The organism is Streptomyces sp. NPDC020597, from assembly GCF_044335095.1.
Classification (GTDB): domain Bacteria; phylum Actinomycetota; class Actinomycetes; order Streptomycetales; family Streptomycetaceae; genus Streptomyces.
Map to the genome: position 1 here is coordinate 244,143 of NZ_JBIRUL010000005.1, position 22,890 is coordinate 267,032.

Here is a 22,890-nt window from a genome sequence, read left to right on the forward strand (position 1 = left end):
TGTCAGTGCCTGCGCCTACGGTTCGATCAGTGGGACTCGCCGGAACGGCCGGGGGCCCGCCTTGGGGAGAGGTGTGTCATGTCTACCGGGTCCAGCACGCTGTCCACGACGTATCTGGAGCTGTCTCAGGACGACGGCAGTGCGCACAAGTTCTACGAAGTCACCGTCGACGGCACGGCGGTGACGGTGCGGTACGGGCGGATCGGCGCCCCGGGCCAGGTGCAGACGACCGCGTTCCCCACCGCCGAGAAGGCGCGCGCCGCCGCGGCGAAGAAGGTCGGGGAGAAGGTCCGCAAGGGCTATGCCCCCGCCGTCGCCGGGCAGCGCGCCCCCCGCGCGGTCACGCGCCGTCAGGTCGCTTCGGCGCCGTCCACGGCACGCGCGGTCGCCCCGGTCCTGTGGCGCTTCCGCACCGGCTCCTCCGCCTTCGGCATCCACGTCGACGACGACCACTGCTGGGTCGGCAACCAGGCGGGCGACGTCTTCACCCTGGACCACGAGGGCGGCGTCCTCGCCCGGTTCAACCTGCCCGACGGCGTGAAGTGCCTGGTCGCCGACGACTTCTGGATCTACGCCGGCTGCGACGACGGCAAGGTGTACGACTTGTCGTCCAAACTGCCCTTCGCGGCCTACGACATCACGGCCGACGTCGACATCTTCTGGCTGGACATCCACGAAGGCGTGCTGAACGTCTCCGACCGGGGCGGCCGGCTCACCGTCATCGACCACGAGGACGAACACCAGTGGGCCCGCCGCAGCCAGGGCGAGCACGCGTGGATGGTCCGCGCCGAAGACCGCGGCGTCTATCACGGCCACCACCGGGGCGTCACCGCCTACGCGCCCGACGGCGGCGGCGAGCTCTGGCACACGGCCACCCGAGGCGGCGTCCTGTTCGGCTGGCAGGAGGACGACGCCGTGTACGCGGGCACCGCACACCGGGTGGTCCAGCGGCTGTCGAAGGCAACCGGCGCGATCGAGGCCACGTACGGCTGTGACAGCGCGGTGTACTCGTGCGCCACCTCGCCGGGCGGCCGGTTCGTGTTCGCGGGGGACGCGTCGTCGTCCGTCTACTGCTTCGACCGGGACGGCACGCGTCTGTGGAAGCTCGGCACGGGCGGCGGATCGGCCCTGTCGATGCAGTATCACGACGACCGGCTGTACCTGGTGACCACGGACGGCTCGCTGGTCTGCGTGGACGCGAGCGAGGCGGCCGTCTCCGCGGCGCAGCGGGGCACCGTCCCGCAGGCCCGGGACGTGAAGCTCGCCGCGGTCCTGCCGACCTACGCGCCGGTCACCGCCGCGAGCGCGGTGGCGACGGTCGCCCAGGCGCCCGCCGGCGCCGTCGTCGTCGAGTGCGTCCGGGAAGGCGGCCGGATCAGGGTGCACGTGGTCTCCGAGGGCTACGACACCTCGTGGAACGTGCAGTTCCCGCGCGAGATACGCGAGCCCGGGGCGCGGTACGCGGTGGACGCCCTGCACTCGGCGGCCGGCGGCTTCTACCGGGTCCGCGGCGACATCCGCCGACTGCTGTGAGGCCCGTGGGGGGCACGTCCGTGACGTGGGGGGAGGGGGCGACGGCACGCCGCCTCCGCCGCGACGCCCCTGACGGGCCGTCGCGGCGGAGGCGACGTCTGTTCCGTCCCGGCCGTCGGCCGGACGCCGGTTACGGCTTGCGGGCGAGTCCGCCGTGCTCGCCGATCACGGCCGGGGCCGGGGAGGCGGTTTCCGGACGCCACAGCGGGACCGAGACGACCCCGGGCTCCAGCAGTTCCAGACCGTCGAAGTACGCCGTGATCTCCTCGACCGTGCGCAGGTTGTACGGGACCGCGCCGCTCTCGTTGTAGGCGTCCTGGGCCTGCTCGAAGACCGGGTCCACGCCTCGCGAACCGTCGTTGACGGACAGGTAGCTCCCCGAGGGCAGCGCGGCCATCAGCCGGGTGACGACGGAACGCGCCTCGTCGTAGTCGGCGACATGGCCCAGGATGTTGCTGAGGATGAGCGCCGTGGGGCGGGTGAAGTCCAGGGTCTCGGCGGCGGCCGCCAGGATGCGCTCGGGGTCCAGCACGTTGGCGTCGACGTAGGCAGTCGCGCCCTGCGGGGTGGAGGTGAGCAGGGCACGGGCGTGGGCGAGGACCAGCGGGTCGTTGTCGACGTAGACGATCCGTGTCTCGGGGGCCAGCCGCTGGGCGACCTCGTGGGTGTTCTCGGCGGTCGGCAGGCCGGTCCCCACGTCGAGGAACTGGCGGATGCCGGCCTCGGCGACGAGGAACGTGATGTTGCGGCGCAGGAAGGCACGGCTGCTGCGGGCGATGGTGACGATGCCGGGGAAGACGGCGGTGTACGCGTCGCCGGCCTGCTCGTCGACGGGGTAGTTGTCCTTCCCGCCCAGCCAGTAGTTCCAGATGCGGGCCGAGTGCGGCACCGTCGTGTCGATCTTCTGAGGGGCCGCCGGTCCGGGCGTGGTGACATGGTCGGTCATGAGGGGCGTCCGTCTTTCAGCCGTGGCGTGAGCAGGTCTAGCCACAACTTACGTCCCAACGACCATGTTACGGACACCAGTTCACATTTTCGGTCGGTAACGGCAGCTTATCGGCACAATTGCCCGGCGTGGCGGAAAAGCACTCCCGGACGCGTCGGCGCGTGGGCCGGCGCACGCGCACCGGCGACCGGGCCACCGGGGGCGCGGGCCGGTACGGTGGCCACCGTGAGGGCAGGCACCCGAGAGACCCGGCTGATCGTGCTGCGCGGCAACAGCGCCTCGGGCAAGTCGACGGTGGCGGCGTCCCTGCGGGACCGGTTCGGCCGCGGTCTGGCGCTCGTGGCACAGGACAACCTGCGCCGGCAGGTGCTGCGCGAGCGCGACCGGCCGGGGGCGGCGAACATCGGGCTGATCGACGCCGTCGCCCGCTACGCCCTGGACGCCGGCTACCACGTCGTCCTCGAGGGACTCCTGTACGCCGACCACTACGGCGCGATGCTCGCCCGGCTGCGTGCCGACCACCGCGGCCCCACCCACGCCTACTACCTCGACGTGCCGTTCGCCGAGACCCTGGTGCGCCACGCCACCAAGCCGATCGCGCACGACGTGGGCGAGGCGGACCTGCGCGACTGGTACCGCCCCCTGGATCTGCTGCCGGGCGGGGCCGAGACCGTCATCGGCGCGGACAGCGCCCTCGCCGACACCGTCGGGCGCGTTCTGCGGGAGACGGGCCTGGACCGACTGCCGCCGACGGACCGCTGACCTCGGCCCCCGGGCCCACCGGCCGCCCTCACCACGAGGGCTCCAGGCACTCCGCCAGTCGTGCGACGGCGGTCGGATCCGGCAGATTCCGCAGCGAGGCGACGACCTGACCGCTCGCGAACTCCCGTTGCGCCGGCGTCACCGTCGGATCGATCGCGCACTCGGCCTGCACGCGGACGTAGTTCAGGGCCGTCGCGAAGAGCATAGAGAACGAGTCCGGGCCCCTGAGGACGGGGCGGCCCCCGGCTTCCCGGTACGCGCGCACCAGCCGCCGGGCGGACCCGACGTGGAAGTCGTTCCCGCCGGACCACACGAACACGGCCTGCGCCAGTTCGCGCCCCGCCGACGTCGGCCCGGCGTTGTCCCAGTCGAGGAGCACCGGCCCGTGCGGCCCCACCAGCACGTTCTGGGGCTGCACGTCGAGATGGGACGTCACCACCACCTCACCGGCGGCCGGAACGCCGTCGGCGACGGACGCGGTCACGTGGCGGGCGAGCTTCCCGGCCGACGAGGCGGCGAACCGGCCCAGGTCGTCGGCCCACGCCACGCCGGCCCGCCGCACCCGCGAGTGGAGCCTGTCCCACTCAGCGGGCGACGGACATCGCTCGTACCAGGGATCGGGCGCCCGGGTCTCCTGTGCCCCCGCCCGGTGCAGGGCGGCGAGCGTCCGGCCGCACCAGCTGAGGATCTCCGGGTCGCGGGGGTCCGCCCGGGCCCCGTCGACCCACTCGTACAGCTTCACGCAGGGCCCGCCGGGCGAACCGCCGAGCCGGGAGAGGCAGGCGCCGGCACGGTCGGGGAAGAGCCGCGGAGAGGCGATGCCCAGCCTCTCCGCGGCGTCGCGCAGCGCGGACTCCCGCAGCACCTGCTCTTCGTCACCGTCGAAGAGCAGTTCCTTCACCGCCCATGCCGGCCCGGACGACGGCCCGCCCGCCGAGCCGCCCGAGGGGCCGTTCGGCGCGTGCTTGCGCGTCAGCTTCCAGATCTGCCCGAGCGCGCCGCGGGCGACCGGTTCCATGGTCCAGTCGCCGGAGCCCAGCGCGTACGCCTCCGCGACGACGTCACCCAGGTCGCCCGTGTCGTGCATGTGCAACTCCCGTCCACAGTCGGTGCGGCGGTGTGTCGGTGTGCCGGTGCGGCGGCCGGTCACGGCTTGATGCCGACGCCCGTCCAGAGGCTGACGGTGGCGTCCGTGGCCTCGACGGCGCCGTCCGGACGCCAGCGGTGGCCGACCGCGATGCCGGGTTCGAGGAGGTCGAGCCCGTCGAAGAAGCGGGCGACGTCCTGCTGCGAACGGAACCGCACCGGCGTGCCCGCGGACGTGTAGATGTCGGTCACCTTCTGCCAGGTGACCGGGTCGAAGTCGGGCGTGCAGTGACTGAGCGCGAGCGCGCTGCCCGACGGCAGGGCGTCCAGCAGGCGGCCCACGATGCCGTACGGGTCCTGCTCGTCCGTGACGAAGTGCATGAGCGCGTTGAGGGACAGGGCCACCGGCCGGTCCAGGTCCAGCACGTCGGCCAGGGCGGGCGCGTCGAGCAGCGCGCCCGGGTCGTTCACGTCACCGTGGACGTAGGCCGTGCGGCCCTGGGGCGTGCTGCGCATCAGCCGCTCCGCGTACTTCAGCACGAGCGGGTCGTTGTCGGCGTAGACGACGCGTGCGTCGGGGACCACCGACTGGGCGACCTGGTGCAGGTTGGGTTCGGTGGGAATGCCGGTGCCGATGTCCAGCCACTGGCGGATGCCGTGCTCGCGTGCCAGGACGCGGGTCGCCCGGTGCATGAACGCGCGGTTCTCCCGGGCGCACACGAAGATGCCCGGGTAGACCGACGCCACGGTCTCCGCGGCCTGCTCGTCCACGTCGAAGTGGTCCTTGCCGCCGAGGTAGTAGTCGTACATCCGGGCGGAGTGCGGCCTGCTGGTGTCGATGTCCCGCGCGGCGTTCGAGGTGGTCATCCTGTGCCTTTCGGTGGTGTGCGTGGGGGGTGTCCGGCGGATCGCGCCGGTGGGGCGGAGGTTCTGCGAGGTCCGAGCCCGGGGCTCAGCCTGCCGTGAGATGGTCGGCGAGACCCCGTTTCACGCCCGCGACGAACGCGGCGATCTCCTCGGGGGTGTAGATCAGCGCGGGGCCGGCGGGATCGGTCGACTGCCGCATCGCCACGCGCCCGTCGGCCAGTTGCTTGGTCTGCACGCACTGCCCGCCGTTGGGCCCGCTCCACGGGGACTCCCAGCCGTGCTCGCCGAGGTCTGCGGCGGGCATGCCGTTGTAGACGTGGTGGTGGGCACGGCCGTCGATGCCCTGGGCGCCGGTCATGAGTACTCCTTGCGCATCCGGTTCAGCAGTGCCCTGCTGTCGTTGTCCGACGTCAGCAGGGACATGCGGTTGTGCGCCTCCAGATGGGCCGCGACGTCGGAGCGCTGGTCCAGGTAGACGGCGCCGGAGAGGATCTCGGTGTAGACGACGTCGGGCAGCTCCGGCTCCTCGAACCGGAAGTAGGTGAACGGGGCGCACGCGCCGACGTGGGCGCCGGCCGCGAACGGCACGACGTCCACGCTGACATGCTGCAGTTCCGACGCCTCCAGCAGCCGGTCGATCTGCTCCCGCATCACCTCGGAGCCGCCCACCACCCGGTGCAGTACGGCCTCCTCCAGCACCACCCACAGCGTGGGCGCGTCGGCTCTCTCCAGCAGGCTCTGGCGGCGCAGCCGCAGGTCGACGCGGCGCCGCAGGTCGTCGTCACGGTCGTTGGGGAAGCCGCCGCTCAGGACCGCGCGCGCGTAACGCGGGGTCTGCAGCAACCCGGTGACATAGTGCGGCTCATAGGCGCGCAGGGTCCGGGCCGCGGTCTCCAGGCTGACGTAGGCGCTGAACCAGCTCGGCAGCACATCGCGGTACGAGTGCCACCAGCCCGGCTCGTTGGCCCGCTCGGCGAGACCGACGAACTCCTCGATCTCCTGCCGGCCGGCTCCGTACGTCTCCAGCAGGATCTCCACGTAGAGGGGCCGCAGTCCGACCTCCGCCTTCTCCAGGCGTCGTACCGTCAGCGGCTTGACCCGCAGCGCCCGGGCCGCGTCCTCCAGCGAGACGCCCGCGTTGCGGCGTCGCTCCTGCAGACGGCGGCCGAGGATCATGCGCAGCACGGTGGGCGCAGTGGGGCTGCCCGCGCCCGAACGGCCTTCGCTCACGCCTACCTCCTGGGGAGAGACACCGCCGCGAGTCTGGCAGCGGCGTACCGAAGCGGCCAGACGGATATCGGCTTGCTGAAATTATCAGGCAGTCGGTTGCAGCTTGAACTTCATTGCGAGCATAGTTACTTGTGTGAACCGCGCCGCCGAACTCGAGCGTTCTCCCGCCAAGCTCCGTCATCCCCACGTGAGTTGGATTGCTCGGCAGTTCACCGGTGCAGGGCCCATCCGGAACACCCCCTCCTTTCGGGCCTCTTGCTCACCTTCCCCGGCCTCCGGCTGCTCCCGTCCCCCACGGAAGGCGACCACCGTGTCCCCCCACGCGACCTCCCCGCAGTTCTTAGACACCTGGAGCCCGGACCGGACCCACTGGCTCGAACTCCCGGCGCACCGCTCCAGCGTGTCGATCGCCCGCCGCTCCATGACCTCGTGGCTCACCGCGTGGCGGCTGCCGGGCGAAGTGTGCGCGGACGCCGTCCTGCTCGTCTCGGAACTGGCCACCAACGCCGTGCGGCACACGCTCGGCGCCCGGTTCCTGTGCGGGGTCGGTCTGGTCGCCGAGGGATGCCTGCGCCTGGAGGTGCACGACCACGACCGTACGGGCCGCGGCCTGCCGCGCTGCGAACCCGGCCCCGACGACGAGGGCGGCCGCGGCCTGCTCCTGGTGGAGCAGCTCTCCCAGTCCTGGGGCGTGGACCGGTCGCGCCTCACCGGCGGCAACGCGGTGTGGGCGAACCTGGCCGACTGAGCGCCCGCCGGCGCGTTCGGCCGCTCCCGGCGGTGCGCCCCGGTGTCAGCGGCCCGCGGGCGTCAGTTCGGCGAGCAGCAGGGTGCGGTCGTCGGCTCCGGCCGTGCCGGACGCCGCGTGCAGGAGCCGTCGGCACAGGGACGGCAGAGCGTCCTGCGCGTCGCCGTCCACATGTTCGCCGGCTGCCGCGTCCACGGTGCGCGCGAGGCGGGAGATCTCGTGATCGATGTCGGCGTCGCGGGTCTCGACCAGGCCGTCGCTGTAGAGGACCAGCAGGGCGGGCTCGGGCACGCTCAGCACGGTCTCCTCGTAGCTGCCCGCGCCCAGTCCGAGGGGCAGACCCGCCCCGGCCAGCGGGACGGGCGCGGTCCGACCCCGCGGACCGCGCAGCAGCGGGGGAGGATGGCCCGCCCCCACCAGGGTGCAGGTGTGCCGCCGGGCGTCCCACTCCGCGTAGATGCAGGTGGCGAAGGAGACGCCCGGGGAGTCCCCGGCGAGGGTGTCGAGCCGGCCGACGAGATCGGCCGCGGATATGTCCAGTGCCGCCAGCGTCCGCACGGCGGTGCGGAGTTGGATCATCGCGACGGCGGACTCGGGACCGTGTCCCATCGCGTCCCCGACGATCAGACTGACCCGGCCGCCGGGCCGCCTCAGCACGTCGGACCAGTCGCCGCCGACGAGGTTGCCGTGCCCGGCCGGCAGACAGCCGTGGGCGGCGCGACAGCCTCCGAACTCCTCGGCGGCGCCGGACGGCAGGCTGTTGCGTATGGCGAGCGCGGTGCGCCGCTCCCGCTCGTACCGGCGCGCGTTGTCCAGGGCGACGGCGGTCCGCGCGGCCAGTGCCTCCGCGGCGGCCACGTCGGCCGTGCCGAACGGCGGCCGGCCCGGTCCTCGCGTGCAGTTGACGAAGCCGATCGGCTGGTCCCGCAGCCGCAGCGGGACCACCAGGAACGACGTCACGCGCAGCAGGTCGCCGGCGCGCGCGTCGTCGCCGCCCGGACCCACCAGCCGCCCGGACGTGTGCGGATCCACCGCGTCCAGCAGTCGCGCCCGCCCGTCGGCGAGGGCCCGGGCATAGGGCGTCCGGCGGGAGTGGGCGACCACCTCGCCGACCGGCAGCGCGGCCTCCCAGTCCGCCAGCGCGCCCGGCCCGACGCGCAGCGCCGTCCGGCGCACCTCGACACGGGGCGCGTCCGTGCGCGGGCGCGTGTTCTCCTCCAGACGCCAGCGCTCCAGCAGGTACACGGAGGCCGCGTCACAGAAGCCGGGGGTCAGCGCGTGCACGAGATGGTCGGCGGTCAACCGCAGGTCGAGTTCCGTGCCGATGACGTCGGCGGCGGGCGAGAACGCCGACCGGCGGGGGGAGGGCAGCGCGGCGGACGGGTCGGGAGTGGCGCTGCGCGGTTCGTTCCGCAGGGTCGTGCCTTTCCAGTGGGGGTTCCGGCCGCGCGACGGGTTGGGGGAGCCGCCGCGCACCCTCGCCCACTATATGATGACGCGTCAAATCAACTGATCCAAAAGCCAGTTGTGAAGATCACCGCCGCACGGAGGACGCACCGAGGCCGCCGGTGCGAGCCGCCCGGGCGGCTCGCACCGGCGGCGCTCGAGGGCGTTGTCAGTGGTGGCGGGCAGGATGACCGGCATGACAACACGTGGTGCAGTGATCGGGGACGCCGCCGCCTACGCGCAGGCGGTCGAGGACGCGGTGAAGGCGTCGGCGGCGTACTACGCCGCCGGCACGTCGGCACTGGACGACGACGACTACGACCGTCTGGTGCGGTCCATCGCGGCCTGGGAGGCCGAGCACCCGGAGCAGACGCGGGCCGACTCCCCGACGGGGAAGGTCGCCGGCGGGGCCGTGGTGGGCGACGTCCCGCACACGACGGCGATGCTGAGCCTGGACAACGTGTTCTCGCCCGACGAGTTCACGGCGTGGACCGTCTCGCTGGCCAGACGCATCGGCCGCGAGGTCACCCGGTTCAGCGTGGAGCCCAAGCTCGACGGCCTGGCCATCGCGGCCCGCTACCGGCAGGGCCGTCTGACGCAGCTCGTCACCCGGGGCGACGGGACGGCCGGGGAGGACGTGTCGCACGCGATCGGCACCGTGGAGGGCCTGCCGACCGAGCTTTCGCAGCCGGTCACGGTGGAGGTGCGCGGCGAAGTCCTGATGACGAACGCCCAGTTCGAGCACGCCAACGAGGTGCGCACCGCACACGGCGGAGCGCCGTTCGCCAACCCCCGCAACGCCGCCGCGGGCACCCTGCGCGCCAGGGAACGCGCCTACACGGTCCCGATGACGTTCTTCGGCTACGGCCTGCTGCCCCTCGCCGACAGCGACCCGGCGCTCGCCGAGCGTCTGCGGGAGAGCGCGCACAGCGACCTCATGACCGAGGCCGCCGCGCTCGGCGTGAACACCACGGCCGCCACCGCCGTGCCCGGCGTCACCGTGTCCACCGTCGAGGAGGTCCTGACCCGGGTCGAGGAGACGGCCGCGCTGCGCGCGTCGCTGCCGTTCGGGATCGACGGGATCGTCGTCAAGGCCGACCTGGCCGCCGACCAGGCGGCCGCCGGATCCGGTTCCCGGGCCCCGCGCTGGGCGATCGCCTTCAAGCTGCGGGCCGTGGAGAAGATCACCCGGCTGCTGGCGGTGGAGTGGAACGTGGGCCGCACCGGCGTCATCGCGCCGCGCGCCGTCCTGGAGCCGGTGGAGATCGAGGGCTCCACCATCACCTACGCCACCCTGCACAACCCGGCCGACATCACCCGCCGCGACCTGCGCCTCGGCGACCGGGTCATGGTCCACCGGGCCGGTGACGTCATCCCGCGCATCGAGGCGCCCGTCGCCCATCTGCGCACCGGCGAGGAACAGCCCATCCCCTTCCCCGAGACCTGTCCGCGGTGCGGCTCGGGCATCGACACCAGCGAGCAGCGCTGGCGCTGCGAGAACGGCCGCGACTGCCACCTGGTCGCCTCCCTGTCCTACGCCGCCGGGCGCGACCAGCTCGACATCGAGGGCCTCGGCCACACCCGGGTCGTCCAGCTCGTCGACGCCCGACTGGTCGGGGACCTCGCCGACCTGTTCACTCTCACCCGTGAACAGCTGCTGGGCCTGGAGCGGATGGGGGAGACCAGCACCGACAACCTGCTGGCCGCGCTCGCGGCCGCGAAAGCGCAGCCGCTGTCGCGAGTGCTCTGCGCGCTCGGCGTCCGCGGCACCGGCCGCTCGATGTCGCGGCGCATCGCCCGGCACTTCGCCACCATGGACCACCTCCGCGCCGCCGACGCCGACGCGATCCGGCAGGTCGAGGGCATCGGCGCCGAGAAGGCGCCCTCGATCGTCGCCGAACTCGCCGAACTGGCCCCGCTCATCGACAAACTCGTCGCGGCCGGGGTGAACATGACCGAGCCGGGCGCCACCGCGCCCACACCCCGGACGACCGGAGCAGCGGACGAGGGCGAAGGCGACGGCGACGGCGCGGAGGGCGCCGACGAGGCGGGCCGTCCGCTGGCCGGGATGACGGTGGTCGTCACCGGCGCGATGACCGGGGCGCTGGAGAAGCTGAGCCGCAATCAGATGAACGAGCTCATCGAACGGGCCGGCGGCCGCTCCTCCTCCAGCGTCTCGGGGAAGACCTCCCTCGTGGTGGCCGGGGAGGGCGCCGGATCCAAGCGCGCCAAGGCCGAGGCGCTCGGCGTCCGCCTCGCCGCCCCGGACGAGTTCGCCGCCCTGGTGGCCGGCCTCCTCACCCCGGACGCCGGCGCTTCGTCGTCGGCGTGACGGCCGGCTCGGCAGCCGTCCGCCGCCGCCGGCGCGGCGAACAGCCCCCGGCCGGCCCGGCGATCAGTGCCGATCGGCGCCCGATCCGGGCGGTGATCCGCGCCACTCGGCCGCGGAGAGCGACGTCACGCCAGGTGGTGCGGTATTGGCCGCGCGCTCGACACGCGGTACCGTCGCTCTGATATCGACGACGTCAGCACGGAAGCCGGTGGAAGTCCGGCACGGTCGCGCCACTGTGAACGGTGCGCTCCTCCTCGGGAGCGCATCGAGAGTCAGACCCGGAGCCGTCGTCCTGTGCACCACCGAGATGGGACGCGAACTCCCAGAGGAGGCCCTGCCATGGCGCAGCATGTCGCCCAGCCGACCCCCACCACCCCTGTGGTCCCCGCCAAGTTGCCGCTGAAGGACATCGCCCCCTGGGCCGTCTTCTTCGGCGTCCTGATGCTGGTCCTGCTGTACTTCGTCGGCGCCGAACAGGGCGCCACGTCCGTCGTCTCCGGCGAGGGAGTCCACGAGTGGGTGCACGACGCACGCCACCTTCTCGGCTTCCCCTGCCACTGACGAGGGACGCCGCACACTCGATGAACTCCGCAACGGTAAGAAACCTGCTCGTCCGCGGCATGCTCGCCGGCCTCGCGGCCGGCGTGCTCGCCCTGGTCGTCGCCTACTTCCTCGGCGAGCCGAACGTCGACAGCGCGATCGGCTTCGAGGAGTCCCACGCACCCGCCCACGAGCACGAGGTCGAACTCGTCTCCCGCAGCCTCCAGTCCACCGCGGGCCTCGCCACCGGCGTCCTGGTGTACGGGGTGGCGCTCGGCGGCATCGCCGCCCTCGCCTACTGCTTCGCGCTCGGCCGCGTGGGTCGCTTCACCCCCCGGGCCACGGCGCTCCTGCTCTCGGGAGCGGCCCTGCTCACCGTGTACGTCGTCCCGTTCCTCAAGTACCCGGCCAATCCGCCCGCGGTCGGTGACCACGACACCATCGCCAAGCGGACCACCCTGTACTTCCTGATGATGGTGCTCGGCGTGCTCCTCGCGGTCGCCGCCGTGATCGCGGGCAAGCGGCTCGCGCCCGGACTGGGCGCCTGGTACGCCACGGTCGTCGCCGTCCTCGGCTTCACCGTGGTGATCGGGCTGGCCTACGCGTTCCTGCCCTCCGTCAACGAGGTGCCGACGGACTTCCCGGCGGCCCTGCTGTGGCGGTTCCGGCTCTCCTCGCTCGCCCTGCAGATCACGATGTGGGCAGGCTTCGGCCTGGTCTTCGGTGAACTGGCCGAACGGCTGCTGAACCCGAAGCCCGCCGCGGTCGCCGCCGGGACGGCGGTGACGGCGGCGCGTTGAGCCGCGGGCTCCGTCCCGGAGACCGACGATCGGGCGGACGCGACCTCAGGCTGCCTCCGCCCGATCCAGCGGGAGCCCCAGCCGCAGGTTCCAGCGGCCGCCGCGCCCGCTGACGGAGGTCGCCGTCAACGGCGGCACGTCCAGCCGCCAGAAAGCCGTCGCGGGCGTCCCCAGCACATGCACCACCGCGGCCCGTACGACCTCCGGCTCCACGACGGCCAGGACGCGTCCCTCGCCGTCCGCGGCCGTCTCCAGCCAGCCGGCCACCCGTGCGCACAGATCCCGCACGGACTCGCCGCCGTGCGGGGCGGACGCGGGATCGCCGAGCCAGCGGGCCACCGCCTCCGGTTCGGCGGCGCCGACCTCGGCGAGCGTCAGGCCCCGCCACCGGCCCACCTCGAGCCCCGCCAGCTCCGCCGTCTCCAGCGCGTCGAGACCGAGGGCAGCCGCCGTCTCGACGCACCGCACGCCGGGCGAGACGAGGACCCGTGCGGCCGCGGGCAGCGACCCGGCCGCGGCGCGGGCGAGCGCCGCCCCCGCGGGGTCGATCGAGGCGCCGTCGTCGAAACGGGCCTGTCGCAGCGACGAACTCGTCGCGGGCGAGACGAAAACGACACGGACGGTCACGTGGCGGCTCCTTCTGATGCGGTCCCGGACTCCCCGTCCGGCCCGGCGGGCAGGGCGCCCAGGAAGCGTATGTGCGGGCGGCCGTCGGGCCCGTCGCGGGTGAGGGCGGCCCGCACCCCGTAGACGTCGGCGATCAGCGCCTCGGTGAGCACCTCCTGCGGTGTGCCGCCGGCCACCGCCCTGCCCTGCTTGAGGACGACGACCCGGTCGCAGTACATCGCGGCCAGGTTCAGATCGTGCAGCGCGACGACGCTCGTCAGCCCGAGCTCGGTGATCAGGTCCAGCAACGCGAGCTGGTGCTGGATGTCGAGGTGGTTGGTGGGCTCGTCCAGCAGCAGCTCACGCGGCTGCTGGGCGAGCGCGCGGGCGATCTGGACGCGCTGGCGCTCGCCGCCGGAGAGGGTGTGCCACAGACGGCCGGCCTTGTCGGCGAGGCCGGTCCGCTCCAGCGCCGCACGGACCGCGGCCTCGTCCTGTGGCGAGGGGGCGCCCCAGGGACGGCGATGCGGCACCCGGCCCAGGCGCACGACGTCCAGAACGCTCAACGCGACCTGTGTGTCGGTCTGCTGTTCGACGACGGCGACGCGCCGGGCGACCGCCCGCCGCCCGACCTGCGCCAGCGGACGGCCGTCGAGGGTGACGACGCCCGAGGCGGGGGCGAGGACGCCCGCGAGCAGCCGCAGCAACGTCGACTTGCCGGAGCCGTTGGGACCGAGCAGACCGGTGACGGTTCCCGGGCGCAGCGCGAGACCGACTCCGTCCAGGATCAGCGAACCGCCCGCCGCGTAGGCGAGGCGGTCGCCGCGCAGGCCGTCGTCCCCGGCGGTCCCCGTCATCGCGCGCTCCTGGTCCGGTACAGCACAAGGACGAACGCCGGGACGCCGATCAGCGAGGTCACCACGCCCACCGGCACCTCCTGCGGGTCCAGGACGGTGCGGGCGAGGGTGTCCACCCACACCAGGAACACCGCCCCCGCCAGGGCGGTGGCCGGCAGCAGCCGGGTGTGTCCGGGACCGGTCAGGGCCCGGGCCGCGTGCGGGAGCACGAGGCCGACGAAGCCGATCGCCCCCGCCGAACTGACCAGGGTGGCCGTCAGCAGGGCGGTGGCGCAGAGCAGGACCAGCCGGGTGCGGGCCACGTGCACGCCCAGCGACGCGGCCGCGTCCTGCCCGAACGCGAAGGCGTCCAGCGTCGTCGCGTACCCCGCGCACACCAGCAGCACCCCGACCAGCACCGCCCCACCCACCCCCACGTCCGCCCAGCCGGCCCCGCTGAGCGAGCCGAGCAGCCAGAACAGGACGCCGCGGGTGGTCTCCGCGTCGGCGGTCGTCATGACGACGAACGAGGTGAGCGCCGAGAACAACTGCATCGCCGCCACCCCGGCGAGCACCACCCGGTCCGTGGCGCCGCCCAGTGTGTGACTGAGCAGCAGCACCAGCGCGAAGGAGACCGCCGCACCGAGGAACGCGCCCCCGGACACCGACAGGGCTCCGCCGCCCGCCCCGAGCACGACCACCGCGACCGCGCCGGTCGAGGCGCCGGAGGAGATCCCGAGGACGAACGGGTCGGCGAGGGGGTTGCGCAGCAGGGACTGCATCACCGCGCCGCACACGGCCAGGCCGGCTCCGCACACCGCGGCCAGCAGGGTGCGCGGCAGCCGCAGATCCCACACGATGCCGTCTCTCAACGGCGTCAACCCGGCCTCCGTGAGGCCGAGATGGGCGGCCACCGTGGACCACACGTCCCGGACCGCGATGTCGGCCGGACCGATGGTGATCGCCACGGCGACGGACGCGCACAGCAGCGCGAGCCCGGCCGCCCACAGCAGCACATGGCGCAGCCCCCGCGCCGCCACCGCCGTGGGAGCGGCGGCCGCAGGGCCGGCGGCGGTCATCGTGCGAGGCCGTACGCGCGCAGTGCCGCCGCGACCTTCTCCACGCCCTCGACGGTGCGCACGGTCGGGTTCATCGCCTGCCCGGACAGCAGCACGTACCGCTTCTCGCGCACCGCGGTCATGTTCCGGGTGACCGGGTCGGACTCCAGGAACGCGATCTTCCTGGCCGCGGTCTCGGCCGTCTGCTGCCTGCGGGTCAGATCGCCGATCACGAGGACGTCCGGGTCGCGGTCGGCGACGGTCTCCCAGTTGACCTGCGGCCACTCCTCCTCGGTGTCGTCGAAGACGTTCTTCGCGCCGAGTTCGCGGGTGATGACGCCGGGGGCGCCGCAGCAGCCGGCCAAGTAGGGGGACTGGGAGTCGGCGAACCAGTAGAGGAGGGTGACGTTCCCGGCGTCGAGTCCCGAAGCGGCCTTGGTCACGCGGGACTTGAGACCGGCCACCAGTTCCTCCCCTCGCTTCTCGACGCCGAACACCCGGGCCAGGTCGCGTACTTCGCCGTAGACCGCGTCCATGGTCAGCGGCTTCGTGCGGACGCCGTCGCCGCCGCCGCTGTTGTCCTTGCCCGCACAGTCGGAAGGGGAGAGATAGGTCGGGACCCCGAGCTTCTCGAACTGGGCGCGGGTGGCCACCCCGCCCTTGCCGAGAGTGGATGCGAACGAGGCGGCCACGAAGTCGGGTTCGGCGTCCAGGACCTTCTCGAAGGAAGGCGCGTTGTCGGCCAGCCGCCGCACCCGGGCATCGGCCTTCTCGAGGCTCTTGGGCAGGGGGTCGGTCCAGGTGGCGGTGCCCGCCATCCGGTCGGCGAGCCCGAGGGAGAGCATGATCTCCGTCGTGCCCTGATTGAGGGAGACCGCCCGCCGAGGGGGCGTGTCGATCCGGACCCGCTGTCCGCAGTTGTCGAGCGTGACCGGGCGGCCGGCCGCGTGGCTGCCGGCGGGACCGCCGGAGGAGGCGGCGGAGCCGCCGCAGCCGGTCGCCAGGAGGGCGCCCGCCAGGAACAGGACGGCAGGACGGACGGGACGTGCGAACGGCACGGGGTTTCCTTCGGCGTCGAGGGCTCAAGCGCGAAGCCCGGTCGTACGGTGCGCTCCTCCGGCCGGTCTGCGACACCGGAGGCCGCCAGCAGGTCTTCGGACTCGGGGTCACCCGGACGAGGCGCCTTCCCGGAGCGCATGCGCGTCCAGTGGCCGAAAGCCCCGCCCGTCGCCCTTACCGCTGCGCGTCAGCTCCGGATTCCCACCGGATTCCCTGACCCCTGCACGCCCTGGGGGCGTGCACGAGTACGACTGGCCTCGGCAAGCTACCACAGGCGTCGAGGGCCTCGACGGGGGTGACCTTCGGCACATCGGAGGTCTCCGGCCCGGTATGTGCTTTCATCGTGCACTTGTTGCTCATCGCGCACTGTTCCCGCAGGGAAAGCACGTGTCACCCGATCTCTGACCGGACGTCATATGAGCGCGGTGGAAGCGGAGGACGGCCAGGCACTTACTTCGAGGTGGGTGAACCCGCATGTGAGGACGTGCTCCCGCCCGCCGTTCCAGCGCCTAGTCTGTGGTCCGGACCCCACCGGGCCTTCCCCGCACCGTGGGCGGGATGTCAGCCCGTCACCACCGAGAACAGGCGGCCGAGGTCATGCAGCCACTGCGTCCAGAGGACCCCGAGCGACTCGGGCCGTACCGGCTCCTGGCCCGGCTCGGTGCGGGCGGCATGGGCCGGGTCTATCTCGCGCGGTCGCGGGCCGGCAGCGTCGTCGCCGTCAAGGTGATCCGTCCGGAGATGGCGGACGACGACAGCTTCCGTATTCGTTTCCGGCGGGAGGTGGCGGCTGCGGCGGCGGTCGGCGGCCCCTACACGGCGCACGTCGTGGACGCCGCGCCGGACGACGAGACGCCCTGGCTCGCCACCGACCACGTGCCCGGCCCGACCCTGGCCGAGGCGGTCGCCGCGCACGGGCCGCTGCCGGTGGAGACGGTGCTCGCACTCGGCGCGGGCGTGGCCGAGGCGTTGACCGCGGTGCACGCCGAAGGGCTCGTGCACCGTGACCTCAAACCGTCCAACGTGCTGCTCGCGGCGGACGGCCCGCGGGTCATCGACTTCGGCATCGTGCGCGCCCGCGACGGCTATGAACTCACCGGTTCGGGCACCCTGTTCGGCTCTCTCGACTACATGTGCCCGGAGCAGGCCACCGGCGATCCGATGGGCCCGGAGGGCGACGTCTTCTGCCTCGGGTCGGTGCTCGCGTTCGCCGCGTCCGGACGCTCGCCGTTCGGCGGGGCGGTGGGCGCGGCGCTGCTCTACCAGGTGGCGCACGGGTCGCCCGACCTGAGTCAGGTGCCGGAACCGCTGGACAAGATCATCAGCCTCTGTCACGCCAAGGACCCGGTCCTGAGGATCCACCCCGACCGGCTCTCCGCGGCCTGCGCTCCCGGCGGTGCCGAACAGGTGCTGACGGAGGGCTGGCTGCCGGCGCCCGTGGCCGCCATGGTCGCCTCCCGTCAGGCGGCCGTGCGGGACCTCGACCGCCCCGCGCCCCCGGACCCGGTCTCGCGGCCCGGAGCCTTCGCGCCGCCGGCGCCGGCCGCGGGGCCCGTCGCAGAGCCGCCCGGACCCGCCGGACACGGGGCGGCCCACTCGGCCGCCGACCGGCCGACGCGCGGCACTCCCGATAGCGATTGTGAAAGCGCAGGCGCTGGCGGAGGCCGACACGGAGACAGAACGAGAAGCGCAGCCGGAATCGGAAAGGGAAACGCAAACGGGGTCGCACCCCGCGGCGAGGGCGTTGGTGCAGCAGCGGGCGCAGGCCTCTCCGCGCTGCTGCCGGGGGCCGAGTCGTTCGTCGCGCCGGACGACGGGCCGGGCCGGGCACGGACCCACGGGAGGGCGCTCACGCGGGCCGAGTCACGGGCAGCGGCCGGTACCCGGGCCGGAGCCGGGTCCGAAGCCCGTGCCGTAGCCGAGGTCGTGGACCGGCCCGGGGACGGGGCCGCCGACCGGCCCGTGGGCACAGCCGCAGACCGGTCCGGGGGCGAGGCCGCAGAGCGGCCCGCGGGAGGGGCGCAGGCGCCGGAACCGGCGAAGGGGCGGTCGCGGGCGCCGGGTTCGACTCCGGGCAGGAAGTCGCCGGAGCTCCCGGTGCGCGACGCGTTGCCGCAATCGGCGTCGAAACGTTCCGGCACGGCCGCCCACCATCGCGCCCCCGCACGCGCCGGAGTCGCCCGGCGCACGGTCCTGGCCGCGACCGCCGGCGCGGCGATCGTCGGGGGAGCGGCGCTCGCCGTCCGCGCAGTGCCGGGCGGGAAGGCGTCGCGCCCGCTCGGCCGGGCGCCCGAGCCGACCTGGATCTACCGGGGCGAACCGCTGTTGCAGGTCCCGGCCGTCTTCCACGACGGCACGGCCCTGTTGAAGAGCCGTCCGGGGGACATGATCGGTCTCGACGTGAAGAACGGGTCGCGACCCCGCTGGGTGTACCAGGGCATCAGTCTCTCGCCCGGTCCCGTCCTGCTGATCCACGGCGCGGCGGTCGCGTTGGGGGCGGGCGCGACGGTGATCGGCGTGGACCCGGTCGGCGGTGCGGAGCAGTTCACCCTCGACTTCGGCGAGGACTACCGGTTCGACCAGTTGCTCGGCGCCTACGACGGTCACACCGTCTCGGTGCTCGGCGCCAAGCTGCAGCGCCGGCCGGGGGACCAGGGGGTGGCGACCTCCACCGACTCCGTCTTCGGCGTCGACATCGAGGCGCGTCAGGCCCTCGTCATACCGGTCGATCCGCAGGACGTCGGCATCGCGCTGCAACCGGTGCTCACCGACGAGTACTTCGTCTACGCCGACGGGCTGCGTAACATCGCCGTCCGCAGCACCCGTGACGCCGGCAGCCTGCGCTGGCGGCACCAGGTGGGTTACGACCTCAGGCCCGGCCTCGCCGTCCTCGGACAGACCGTGTTCGCGATCGGCTCCGAGCTCATCGCCCTGGAGCTGGGCACCGGCAGACTCCGGTGGAAGGCGAAGGCGGAACGGGGCACGTACGCGTCCCTCGGAGCAGTCGGCAACACCGTCTACGTCACCAGCACGGACCCCTGCGGCGTGCACGCCTTCGACGCGGCGAGCGGCTCCCGGCGCTGGTTCTGCGAGACTCCCCGCCTCGACATGGACGGCCCGGTCGCGGTGGGCGCACACGCCGTTTACGTGACGGCCTTCGAGAACAAGGACGGCTTCTACGCGATCGACACCGCGTCGGGCCGGCTGCTGTGGAACTTCACCGACGGCCGGGAGACCGGCGTCAACCGGTGGCAGCTCTCCTGCGACGGCGCCGGACACCTGGTGGCCCAGCACTTCGACCGGGCCTACGGGCTGCCCGTCACCTGAGGGCGACGGGAACCACCCGTTCGGTCCCCGCCCCGGCGCGGCCGGCGCGCGGGCGCCGGAGCGCGATGCCAGGCTGAGGGCGTTGACGGATCTGCGAAAGGGCCACGCCGTGATGACCACCGACCCCACCCCCGGCGCCCCCTGCTGGCTCGACCTCGGCGCACCCGACGTCCCGGCCGCCGCGGCCTTCTACGGCGCCGTGCTGGGCTGGCGGTACGAGCCCATGGAGGGGCAGGACGCCGAGGGCGGGATGTTCCAGAAGGACGGCAAGACCGTCGCCGGTCTCGGCAGGCTGACCGAGGACGGGGCCCGCTCCGCCTGGATGATCTACTACACGGTCACCGACGCGGACGCCGCGACCCGGGCCGTCGAGCAGGCCGGCGGCACGGTGCGGCTGGCGAGCCGGGACCTCGGCGACTGGGGCCGGATGGCGCAGTACAGCGACCCGCTGGGCGGCCAGTTCGCGGTCTGGCAGCCGGGGAAGAACGCCGGCTTCGAACTCGTCGACGAGCCGGGGTCGTTGTGCTGGACCGAGCTGTACACGACCGACGCCGCGGCGGCGAAGGAGTTCTACGGCGGTGTGTTCGGCTGGCGTTTCAGCGCGATGGAGCTGCCGGGCGGCGGCGGTGAGTACTCCCTCGTCACACCGGAGGGGCTGCCCGAGGAGCGCATGCAGGGCGGCGTCATGCAGGTCCGCGAGCAGGACCTCGCCCTGAACGGCGGACGGCCCTACTGGCACCCGGTCTTCGCCGTCACCGACTGCGACGCCGCGGTCGCCGCCGTCACCGCGAACGGCGGCAGTGTGCAGATGGGCCCGCAGGACGCGCCGGGCGTCGGCCGGCTGGCCGTCTGCCTCGACCCGTCGAACGCGGACTTCGTGGTGCTCACCCCGTCCGGCGACTGAGCCGGACACCTCTTCCGGTGGCTGAGCCGCGAGACCCTGTCCGGTGGCCGAGCCGGGAGACCCTGTCCGGTGGCCGAGCCGGGACGTCAGGTGCTCGTACCGCCCGGTCCCGGGGCTCCGCCCGCGCGCAGGTGCTCCCTCAGCCACCCCTCGGTGGTGCTCACGTGCAGCAGGGCGGCGGCCTGGCTGAGGGCGGCGTCGCGGGCGGCCAGCGCGTGGAAGATCGCCTCGTGCTCGGCGAGGGTGCGGCCCGCGGCCTGGTCGTCGACCAGCCCGCGCCAGATGCGGGCGCGCAGCGTACGTCCGGAGACGCCCTCGAGCAGGGCGAGCAGTGACTCGTTGCCGGTGGCGGCCACGACGGCGCGGTGGAAGGACGCGTCGTGCGCGTTGAGCAGCTCCACGTCGTCACGGGCCGCCCGCATGGCGTCCAAATGCCGTTCCACCTCGGCCAGTTGATCGTCGGAGATCCTGGTCGCGGCCAGTGCGGTGGCGACCGGTTCGAGAAGCCGCCGCACCTCCATCAGGTCCTGCAGCGCGGCCGAGTCGCCCTGCAGCAGCTCCACCGCCCCGCCGAGCCCCTCCAGGAGCAGACTCGGCTGCAGGCTGGTCACATAGGTGCCGTCGCCGCGCCGGACCTCCAGGATCCGGGCCACGGCGAGCGCCTTGACCGCCTCGCGGGCGAGGTTGCGGGAGAGTCCGAGCTGGGCGGCCAGGTCCGGTTCCGGCGGGAGCTTCGACCCCGGGGGCAGAGCTCCGGTCCGGATCAACTCACGGATCTGCTCGATGGCCCTGTCCGTCAGAGACAACGCGAGCTCCTTCTTTCCCGAGGGTGACGTCGATGGTACTCGGCTGTCCGAGGGATCGAACCGGTGGGCGAGGCGCCGGGAACGGGTCGGCCCGACCCGTCCACCGCCCCGGGAGCCCCGAGCCCCGGAAAGGTCCCCCCCCCGCGACCCGTCATTCGCCCGGCGCGGTGGCGCCACGGCCGTCCCGCGTCCCGGCACGACGCCCTGTCCGGTCAAGATGATTGCGTGAAGGCCCTCGTCGCATTCTGGACACAGGGGTTGTCCTGACATTCGCTGCGCCCGTAGGGTCCTCCCACGGGGGCAAGCGCTTTCTCCGCTCCGTCACCCAACACGGCGACCATGTAACGGGCCCTGAGGAGCGCGCATGAGCATCCGAGTCAGTCACGCGTGCGGCGAGCACTTCGCGGTCGCGGCGGCGGACGGGACGGAGATCTTCCGGTACGTGTACCGTCCCGACCCCGACGCCTTCGAGTCGCCCAAGCCGTACGCGCACCCGGTGCGCACCCTCGCCGGCCGCACCGTGACCGGCTACCGGCCCAGTGACCACCGCTGGCACAAGGGCTTGCAGATGACGGCGAGCCACCTCTGCGGCCAGAACTTCTGGGGCGGCAACTCCTACGTCCACGGTCGGGGCTATCTGGCGCTGCCCGAGCGCGTCGGCTCGATGCGGCACGACGGCTTCCCCGCGTTCACGGTGACCGACGACAGGCTCGCCGTCACCGAGCAGCTCACCTGGGTCACGCACGGCGGCGAGGAGTGGGCGCGCGAGGAACGGGGCCTCACCGTCCACTCCGTCGACGAAGCGGTGGGGGCGTGGGTGCTCGACTGGTCGATCCGGCTCTCCAACGTCCGTGACGCCCCGCTCGTCTTCGGCTCCCCGACCACCGCCGGGCGCGAAGCGGCCGGCTACACCGGCCTGCACTGGCGCGGCCCCCGCGACTTCACCGGCGGCGCCGTGTTCGCCCCGGACGTCGACGCGGACGCCGGCGCCGAGAAGCTGATGGGCGCGCAGACGCCGTGGCTCGCCTTCACCGCCGAACACGACGACGTCGACGCTCACTCCACCCTCGTCTTCGCCCACGCGCCGGAGAACCTCGACGCGCGCAGCGCGATCCACGAGTCGCACTGGTTCGTGCGTTCCGAGCCGACCCCGACGGTCGCGTACTCCTGGGCGTTCTTCGAGGAGTTCGCGCTCCCGCCGGGAGAGTCCTTCGCGTACCGCTACCGCGTGGTCGTCGCCGACGGCGTGTGGGATCGCGAACGCGTGGCCGCGTATCTGGGCGGCCTGCCGTGGTGAGCGTGTCCGGGCCGCGATCCGTCCGCCGCACCCCCTAGGGCCGCGGGGCCGCGCGCCAGGGCCGGGGCGACCGCGGACGTGACCGGCCGGGCGCGCGCCGACGCCCTCCGGCACGGCCGTCCATCGTGGCCGGAGCCGGAGCCGGAGCCGGAGCCGGAGCCGGAGCCGGAGCCGACGCCGATGCCGGCAGCCCCTGAGGGCTGCCGTGTCCGCCCGGCACGCCCGGCCGCCCAGCCCGCGCGCCGCCCGTGCGCGGCGCGTTACGCGCCCTTGGGCGTCACCTGCTGGGCGACCTCGAACGACCAGAGGGTGGAGGCCGAGGCGGCGGGCTTGGGACGCTCGCCCTCCGTGCCGCCCTGGTGCGCCGCCCTCGCCGGGCCCTCGGCCCACGCGCGGAAGGACTCCTCGTCCCGCCAGCGCGTGTAGACGAGGTAGGTGTCCGTGCCCTCCACCGGCCGGAGCAGCTCGAACCACTCGAAGCCGTCGGAGCTCTCGACGGCGTGGCCGCGTGCGGCGAAGCGCTTCTCCAGGGTCTCCCGTTGTTCCGCCGGGACCGTCAGTACGTTGATCTTGACTACGCTCATGCCCCCATCCTGCCTCCGCCGCCGCCCCGCCCTGCGGCCGCCCCACCGGTCCGGCGGCTCCGGGGGCACCGTCGCGTGCGGTGGGCTGCCCGCCGGCCGTCCGCCCGGCGGGGCCCGCGCCCG

The 22,890-nt window shown here is 73.4% G+C and carries 21 protein-coding genes and 2 riboswitches; of the genes, 9 read left to right on the forward strand and 12 right to left on the reverse strand.

Annotated features, from left to right (window positions below):
- Positions 1–78: 78 nt before the first annotated feature.
- Positions 79–1,533 (forward strand): WGR domain-containing protein, encoded by a 1,455-nt coding sequence (locus tag ACH4ZA_RS11910; protein WP_398429127.1) that lies wholly within the window; start codon positions 79–81, stop codon positions 1,531–1,533.
- Positions 1,534–1,663: 130 nt separating this feature from the next.
- Here the strand turns inward: ACH4ZA_RS11910 and ACH4ZA_RS11915 are convergent, their stop codons facing one another.
- On the reverse strand, positions 1,664–2,479 hold the full coding sequence (locus ACH4ZA_RS11915) for an SAM-dependent methyltransferase (protein ID WP_398429128.1): 816 nt from the start codon (positions 2,477–2,479) through the stop codon (positions 1,664–1,666).
- Positions 2,480–2,695: 216 nt separating this feature from the next.
- On the opposite strand from ACH4ZA_RS11915, the gene ACH4ZA_RS11920 reads away from it, so the two are divergent.
- Positions 2,696–3,241: an AAA family ATPase gene (locus tag ACH4ZA_RS11920; protein ID WP_398429130.1), complete on the forward strand. Its 546-nt coding sequence runs from the start codon at positions 2,696–2,698 to the stop codon at positions 3,239–3,241.
- 28 nt (positions 3,242–3,269) lie between these two features.
- On the opposite strand, the gene ACH4ZA_RS11925 is transcribed toward ACH4ZA_RS11920, so the two are convergent.
- The 4 genes from ACH4ZA_RS11925 to ACH4ZA_RS11940 all read right to left on the reverse strand — a co-directional run bounded on the left by ACH4ZA_RS11925 (position 3,270) and on the right by ACH4ZA_RS11940 (position 6,424).
- Complete coding sequence (locus ACH4ZA_RS11925) at positions 3,270–4,328, reverse strand: phosphotransferase enzyme family protein (protein ID WP_398429131.1); 1,059 nt, start codon at positions 4,326–4,328, stop codon at positions 3,270–3,272.
- 59 nt (positions 4,329–4,387) lie between these two features.
- Positions 4,388–5,194: an SAM-dependent methyltransferase gene (locus ACH4ZA_RS11930; RefSeq protein ID WP_398429132.1), complete on the reverse strand. Its 807-nt coding sequence runs from the start codon at positions 5,192–5,194 to the stop codon at positions 4,388–4,390.
- Positions 5,195–5,279: 85 nt separating this feature from the next.
- A complete protein-coding gene (locus ACH4ZA_RS11935; RefSeq protein WP_398429133.1) occupies positions 5,280–5,552 on the reverse strand; it encodes a DUF397 domain-containing protein in 273 nt (90 codons plus the stop codon).
- The gene (locus ACH4ZA_RS11940) at positions 5,549–6,424 is read right to left on the reverse strand and encodes a helix-turn-helix domain-containing protein (protein ID WP_398429134.1); all 876 of its coding nucleotides are present in this window, start codon (positions 6,422–6,424) and stop codon (positions 5,549–5,551) included. Before ACH4ZA_RS11940 ends, ACH4ZA_RS11935 begins: the two co-directional genes overlap by 4 nt.
- Positions 6,425–6,734: 310 nt before the next feature.
- Here ACH4ZA_RS11940 and ACH4ZA_RS11945 point away from each other — a divergent pair, with 310 nt between their 5' ends.
- Entirely contained in the window at positions 6,735–7,172 is a 438-nt protein-coding gene (locus tag ACH4ZA_RS11945) for an ATP-binding protein (RefSeq protein WP_398429135.1), read from the forward strand.
- A 45-nt stretch (positions 7,173–7,217) separates the two neighbouring features.
- Here ACH4ZA_RS11945 and ACH4ZA_RS11950 read toward each other — a convergent pair whose 3' ends face one another.
- Entirely contained in the window at positions 7,218–8,648 is a 1,431-nt protein-coding gene (locus ACH4ZA_RS11950) for a PP2C family protein-serine/threonine phosphatase (RefSeq protein ID WP_398429137.1), read from the reverse strand.
- Between the two features lie 157 nt (positions 8,649–8,805).
- On the opposite strand from ACH4ZA_RS11950, the gene ligA reads away from it, so the two are divergent.
- From ligA to ACH4ZA_RS11965, 3 genes are all read left to right on the forward strand, one after another.
- Positions 8,806–10,950, forward strand: a complete 2,145-nt coding sequence (gene ligA / locus ACH4ZA_RS11955) for an NAD-dependent DNA ligase LigA (RefSeq protein ID WP_398429138.1) — start codon at positions 8,806–8,808, stop codon at positions 10,948–10,950.
- A 200-nt stretch (positions 10,951–11,150) separates the two neighbouring features.
- Positions 11,151–11,228, forward strand: a riboswitch (cobalamin riboswitch).
- Positions 11,229–11,289: 61 nt separating this feature from the next.
- A complete protein-coding gene (locus tag ACH4ZA_RS11960) occupies positions 11,290–11,511 on the forward strand; it encodes a CbtB-domain containing protein (protein WP_057576756.1) in 222 nt (73 codons plus the stop codon).
- Positions 11,512–11,531: 20 nt separating this feature from the next.
- The gene (locus tag ACH4ZA_RS11965; protein WP_398429139.1) at positions 11,532–12,290 is read left to right on the forward strand and encodes a CbtA family protein; all 759 of its coding nucleotides are present in this window, start codon (positions 11,532–11,534) and stop codon (positions 12,288–12,290) included.
- A gap of 45 nt (positions 12,291–12,335) precedes the next feature.
- Here the strand turns inward: ACH4ZA_RS11965 and ACH4ZA_RS11970 are convergent, their stop codons facing one another.
- The 4 genes from ACH4ZA_RS11970 to ACH4ZA_RS11985 are packed head-to-tail and all read right to left on the reverse strand — an operon-like array spanning position 12,336 to position 15,848.
- On the reverse strand, positions 12,336–12,917 hold the full coding sequence (locus tag ACH4ZA_RS11970; protein ID WP_398429141.1) for a histidine phosphatase family protein: 582 nt from the start codon (positions 12,915–12,917) through the stop codon (positions 12,336–12,338).
- Complete coding sequence (locus ACH4ZA_RS11975; protein WP_398429142.1) at positions 12,914–13,753, reverse strand: ABC transporter ATP-binding protein; 840 nt, start codon at positions 13,751–13,753, stop codon at positions 12,914–12,916. Before ACH4ZA_RS11975 ends, ACH4ZA_RS11970 begins: the two co-directional genes overlap by 4 nt.
- Positions 13,750–14,811: a FecCD family ABC transporter permease gene (locus ACH4ZA_RS11980; RefSeq protein ID WP_398429143.1), complete on the reverse strand. Its 1,062-nt coding sequence runs from the start codon at positions 14,809–14,811 to the stop codon at positions 13,750–13,752. Before ACH4ZA_RS11980 ends, ACH4ZA_RS11975 begins: the two co-directional genes overlap by 4 nt.
- Positions 14,808–15,848: an ABC transporter substrate-binding protein gene (locus ACH4ZA_RS11985; RefSeq protein ID WP_398429144.1), complete on the reverse strand. Its 1,041-nt coding sequence runs from the start codon at positions 15,846–15,848 to the stop codon at positions 14,808–14,810. The genes ACH4ZA_RS11980 and ACH4ZA_RS11985 overlap by 4 nt, the downstream gene beginning before the upstream one ends.
- Positions 15,849–15,938: 90 nt before the next feature.
- Positions 15,939–16,064, reverse strand: a riboswitch (cobalamin riboswitch).
- Between the two features lie 343 nt (positions 16,065–16,407).
- Here ACH4ZA_RS11985 and ACH4ZA_RS11990 point away from each other — a divergent pair.
- On the forward strand, positions 16,408–19,176 hold the full coding sequence (locus tag ACH4ZA_RS11990; RefSeq protein WP_398429146.1) for a protein kinase: 2,769 nt from the start codon (positions 16,408–16,410) through the stop codon (positions 19,174–19,176).
- Between the two features lie 109 nt (positions 19,177–19,285).
- Entirely contained in the window at positions 19,286–20,080 is a 795-nt protein-coding gene (locus tag ACH4ZA_RS11995; protein WP_398429293.1) for a VOC family protein, read from the forward strand.
- Positions 20,081–20,166: 86 nt separating this feature from the next.
- Here the strand turns inward: ACH4ZA_RS11995 and ACH4ZA_RS12000 are convergent, their stop codons facing one another.
- Complete coding sequence (locus tag ACH4ZA_RS12000) at positions 20,167–20,886, reverse strand: FadR/GntR family transcriptional regulator (protein WP_398429147.1); 720 nt, start codon at positions 20,884–20,886, stop codon at positions 20,167–20,169.
- A 364-nt stretch (positions 20,887–21,250) separates the two neighbouring features.
- Between ACH4ZA_RS12000 and ACH4ZA_RS12005 the strand changes: the two genes are divergently transcribed.
- Complete coding sequence (locus ACH4ZA_RS12005) at positions 21,251–22,183, forward strand: PmoA family protein (RefSeq protein WP_398429149.1); 933 nt, start codon at positions 21,251–21,253, stop codon at positions 22,181–22,183.
- Between the two features lie 260 nt (positions 22,184–22,443).
- On the opposite strand, the gene ACH4ZA_RS12010 is transcribed toward ACH4ZA_RS12005, so the two are convergent.
- Positions 22,444–22,767, reverse strand: a complete 324-nt coding sequence (locus ACH4ZA_RS12010) for an antibiotic biosynthesis monooxygenase family protein (RefSeq protein ID WP_398429150.1) — start codon at positions 22,765–22,767, stop codon at positions 22,444–22,446.
- Positions 22,768–22,890: the final 123 nt, after the last annotated feature.

Bases quoted from the DNA above. Each gene is read 5' to 3' on its own strand.
- ACH4ZA_RS11910 (WP_398429127.1), top strand. From the start codon at position 79: ATGTCTACCGGGTCCAGCACGCTGTCCACGACGTATCTGGAGCTGTCT.
- ACH4ZA_RS11915 (WP_398429128.1), bottom strand. From the start codon at position 2,479: ATGACCGACCATGTCACCACGCCCGGACCGGCGGCCCCTCAGAAGATC.
- ACH4ZA_RS11925 (WP_398429131.1), bottom strand. From the start codon at position 4,328: ATGCACGACACGGGCGACCTGGGTGACGTCGTCGCGGAGGCGTACGCG.
- ACH4ZA_RS11930 (WP_398429132.1), bottom strand. From the start codon at position 5,194: ATGACCACCTCGAACGCCGCGCGGGACATCGACACCAGCAGGCCGCAC.
- ACH4ZA_RS11935 (WP_398429133.1), bottom strand. From the start codon at position 5,552: ATGACCGGCGCCCAGGGCATCGACGGCCGTGCCCACCACCACGTCTAC.
- ligA (WP_398429138.1), top strand. From the start codon at position 8,806: ATGACCGGCATGACAACACGTGGTGCAGTGATCGGGGACGCCGCCGCC.
- ACH4ZA_RS11960 (WP_057576756.1), top strand. From the start codon at position 11,290: ATGGCGCAGCATGTCGCCCAGCCGACCCCCACCACCCCTGTGGTCCCC.
- ACH4ZA_RS11965 (WP_398429139.1), top strand. From the start codon at position 11,532: ATGAACTCCGCAACGGTAAGAAACCTGCTCGTCCGCGGCATGCTCGCC.
- ACH4ZA_RS11975 (WP_398429142.1), bottom strand. From the start codon at position 13,753: ATGACGGGGACCGCCGGGGACGACGGCCTGCGCGGCGACCGCCTCGCC.
- ACH4ZA_RS11980 (WP_398429143.1), bottom strand. From the start codon at position 14,811: ATGACCGCCGCCGGCCCTGCGGCCGCCGCTCCCACGGCGGTGGCGGCG.
- ACH4ZA_RS11990 (WP_398429146.1), top strand. From the start codon at position 16,408: ATGTCAGCCCGTCACCACCGAGAACAGGCGGCCGAGGTCATGCAGCCA.
- ACH4ZA_RS12005 (WP_398429149.1), top strand. From the start codon at position 21,251: ATGAGCATCCGAGTCAGTCACGCGTGCGGCGAGCACTTCGCGGTCGCG.
- ACH4ZA_RS12010 (WP_398429150.1), bottom strand. From the start codon at position 22,767: ATGAGCGTAGTCAAGATCAACGTACTGACGGTCCCGGCGGAACAACGG.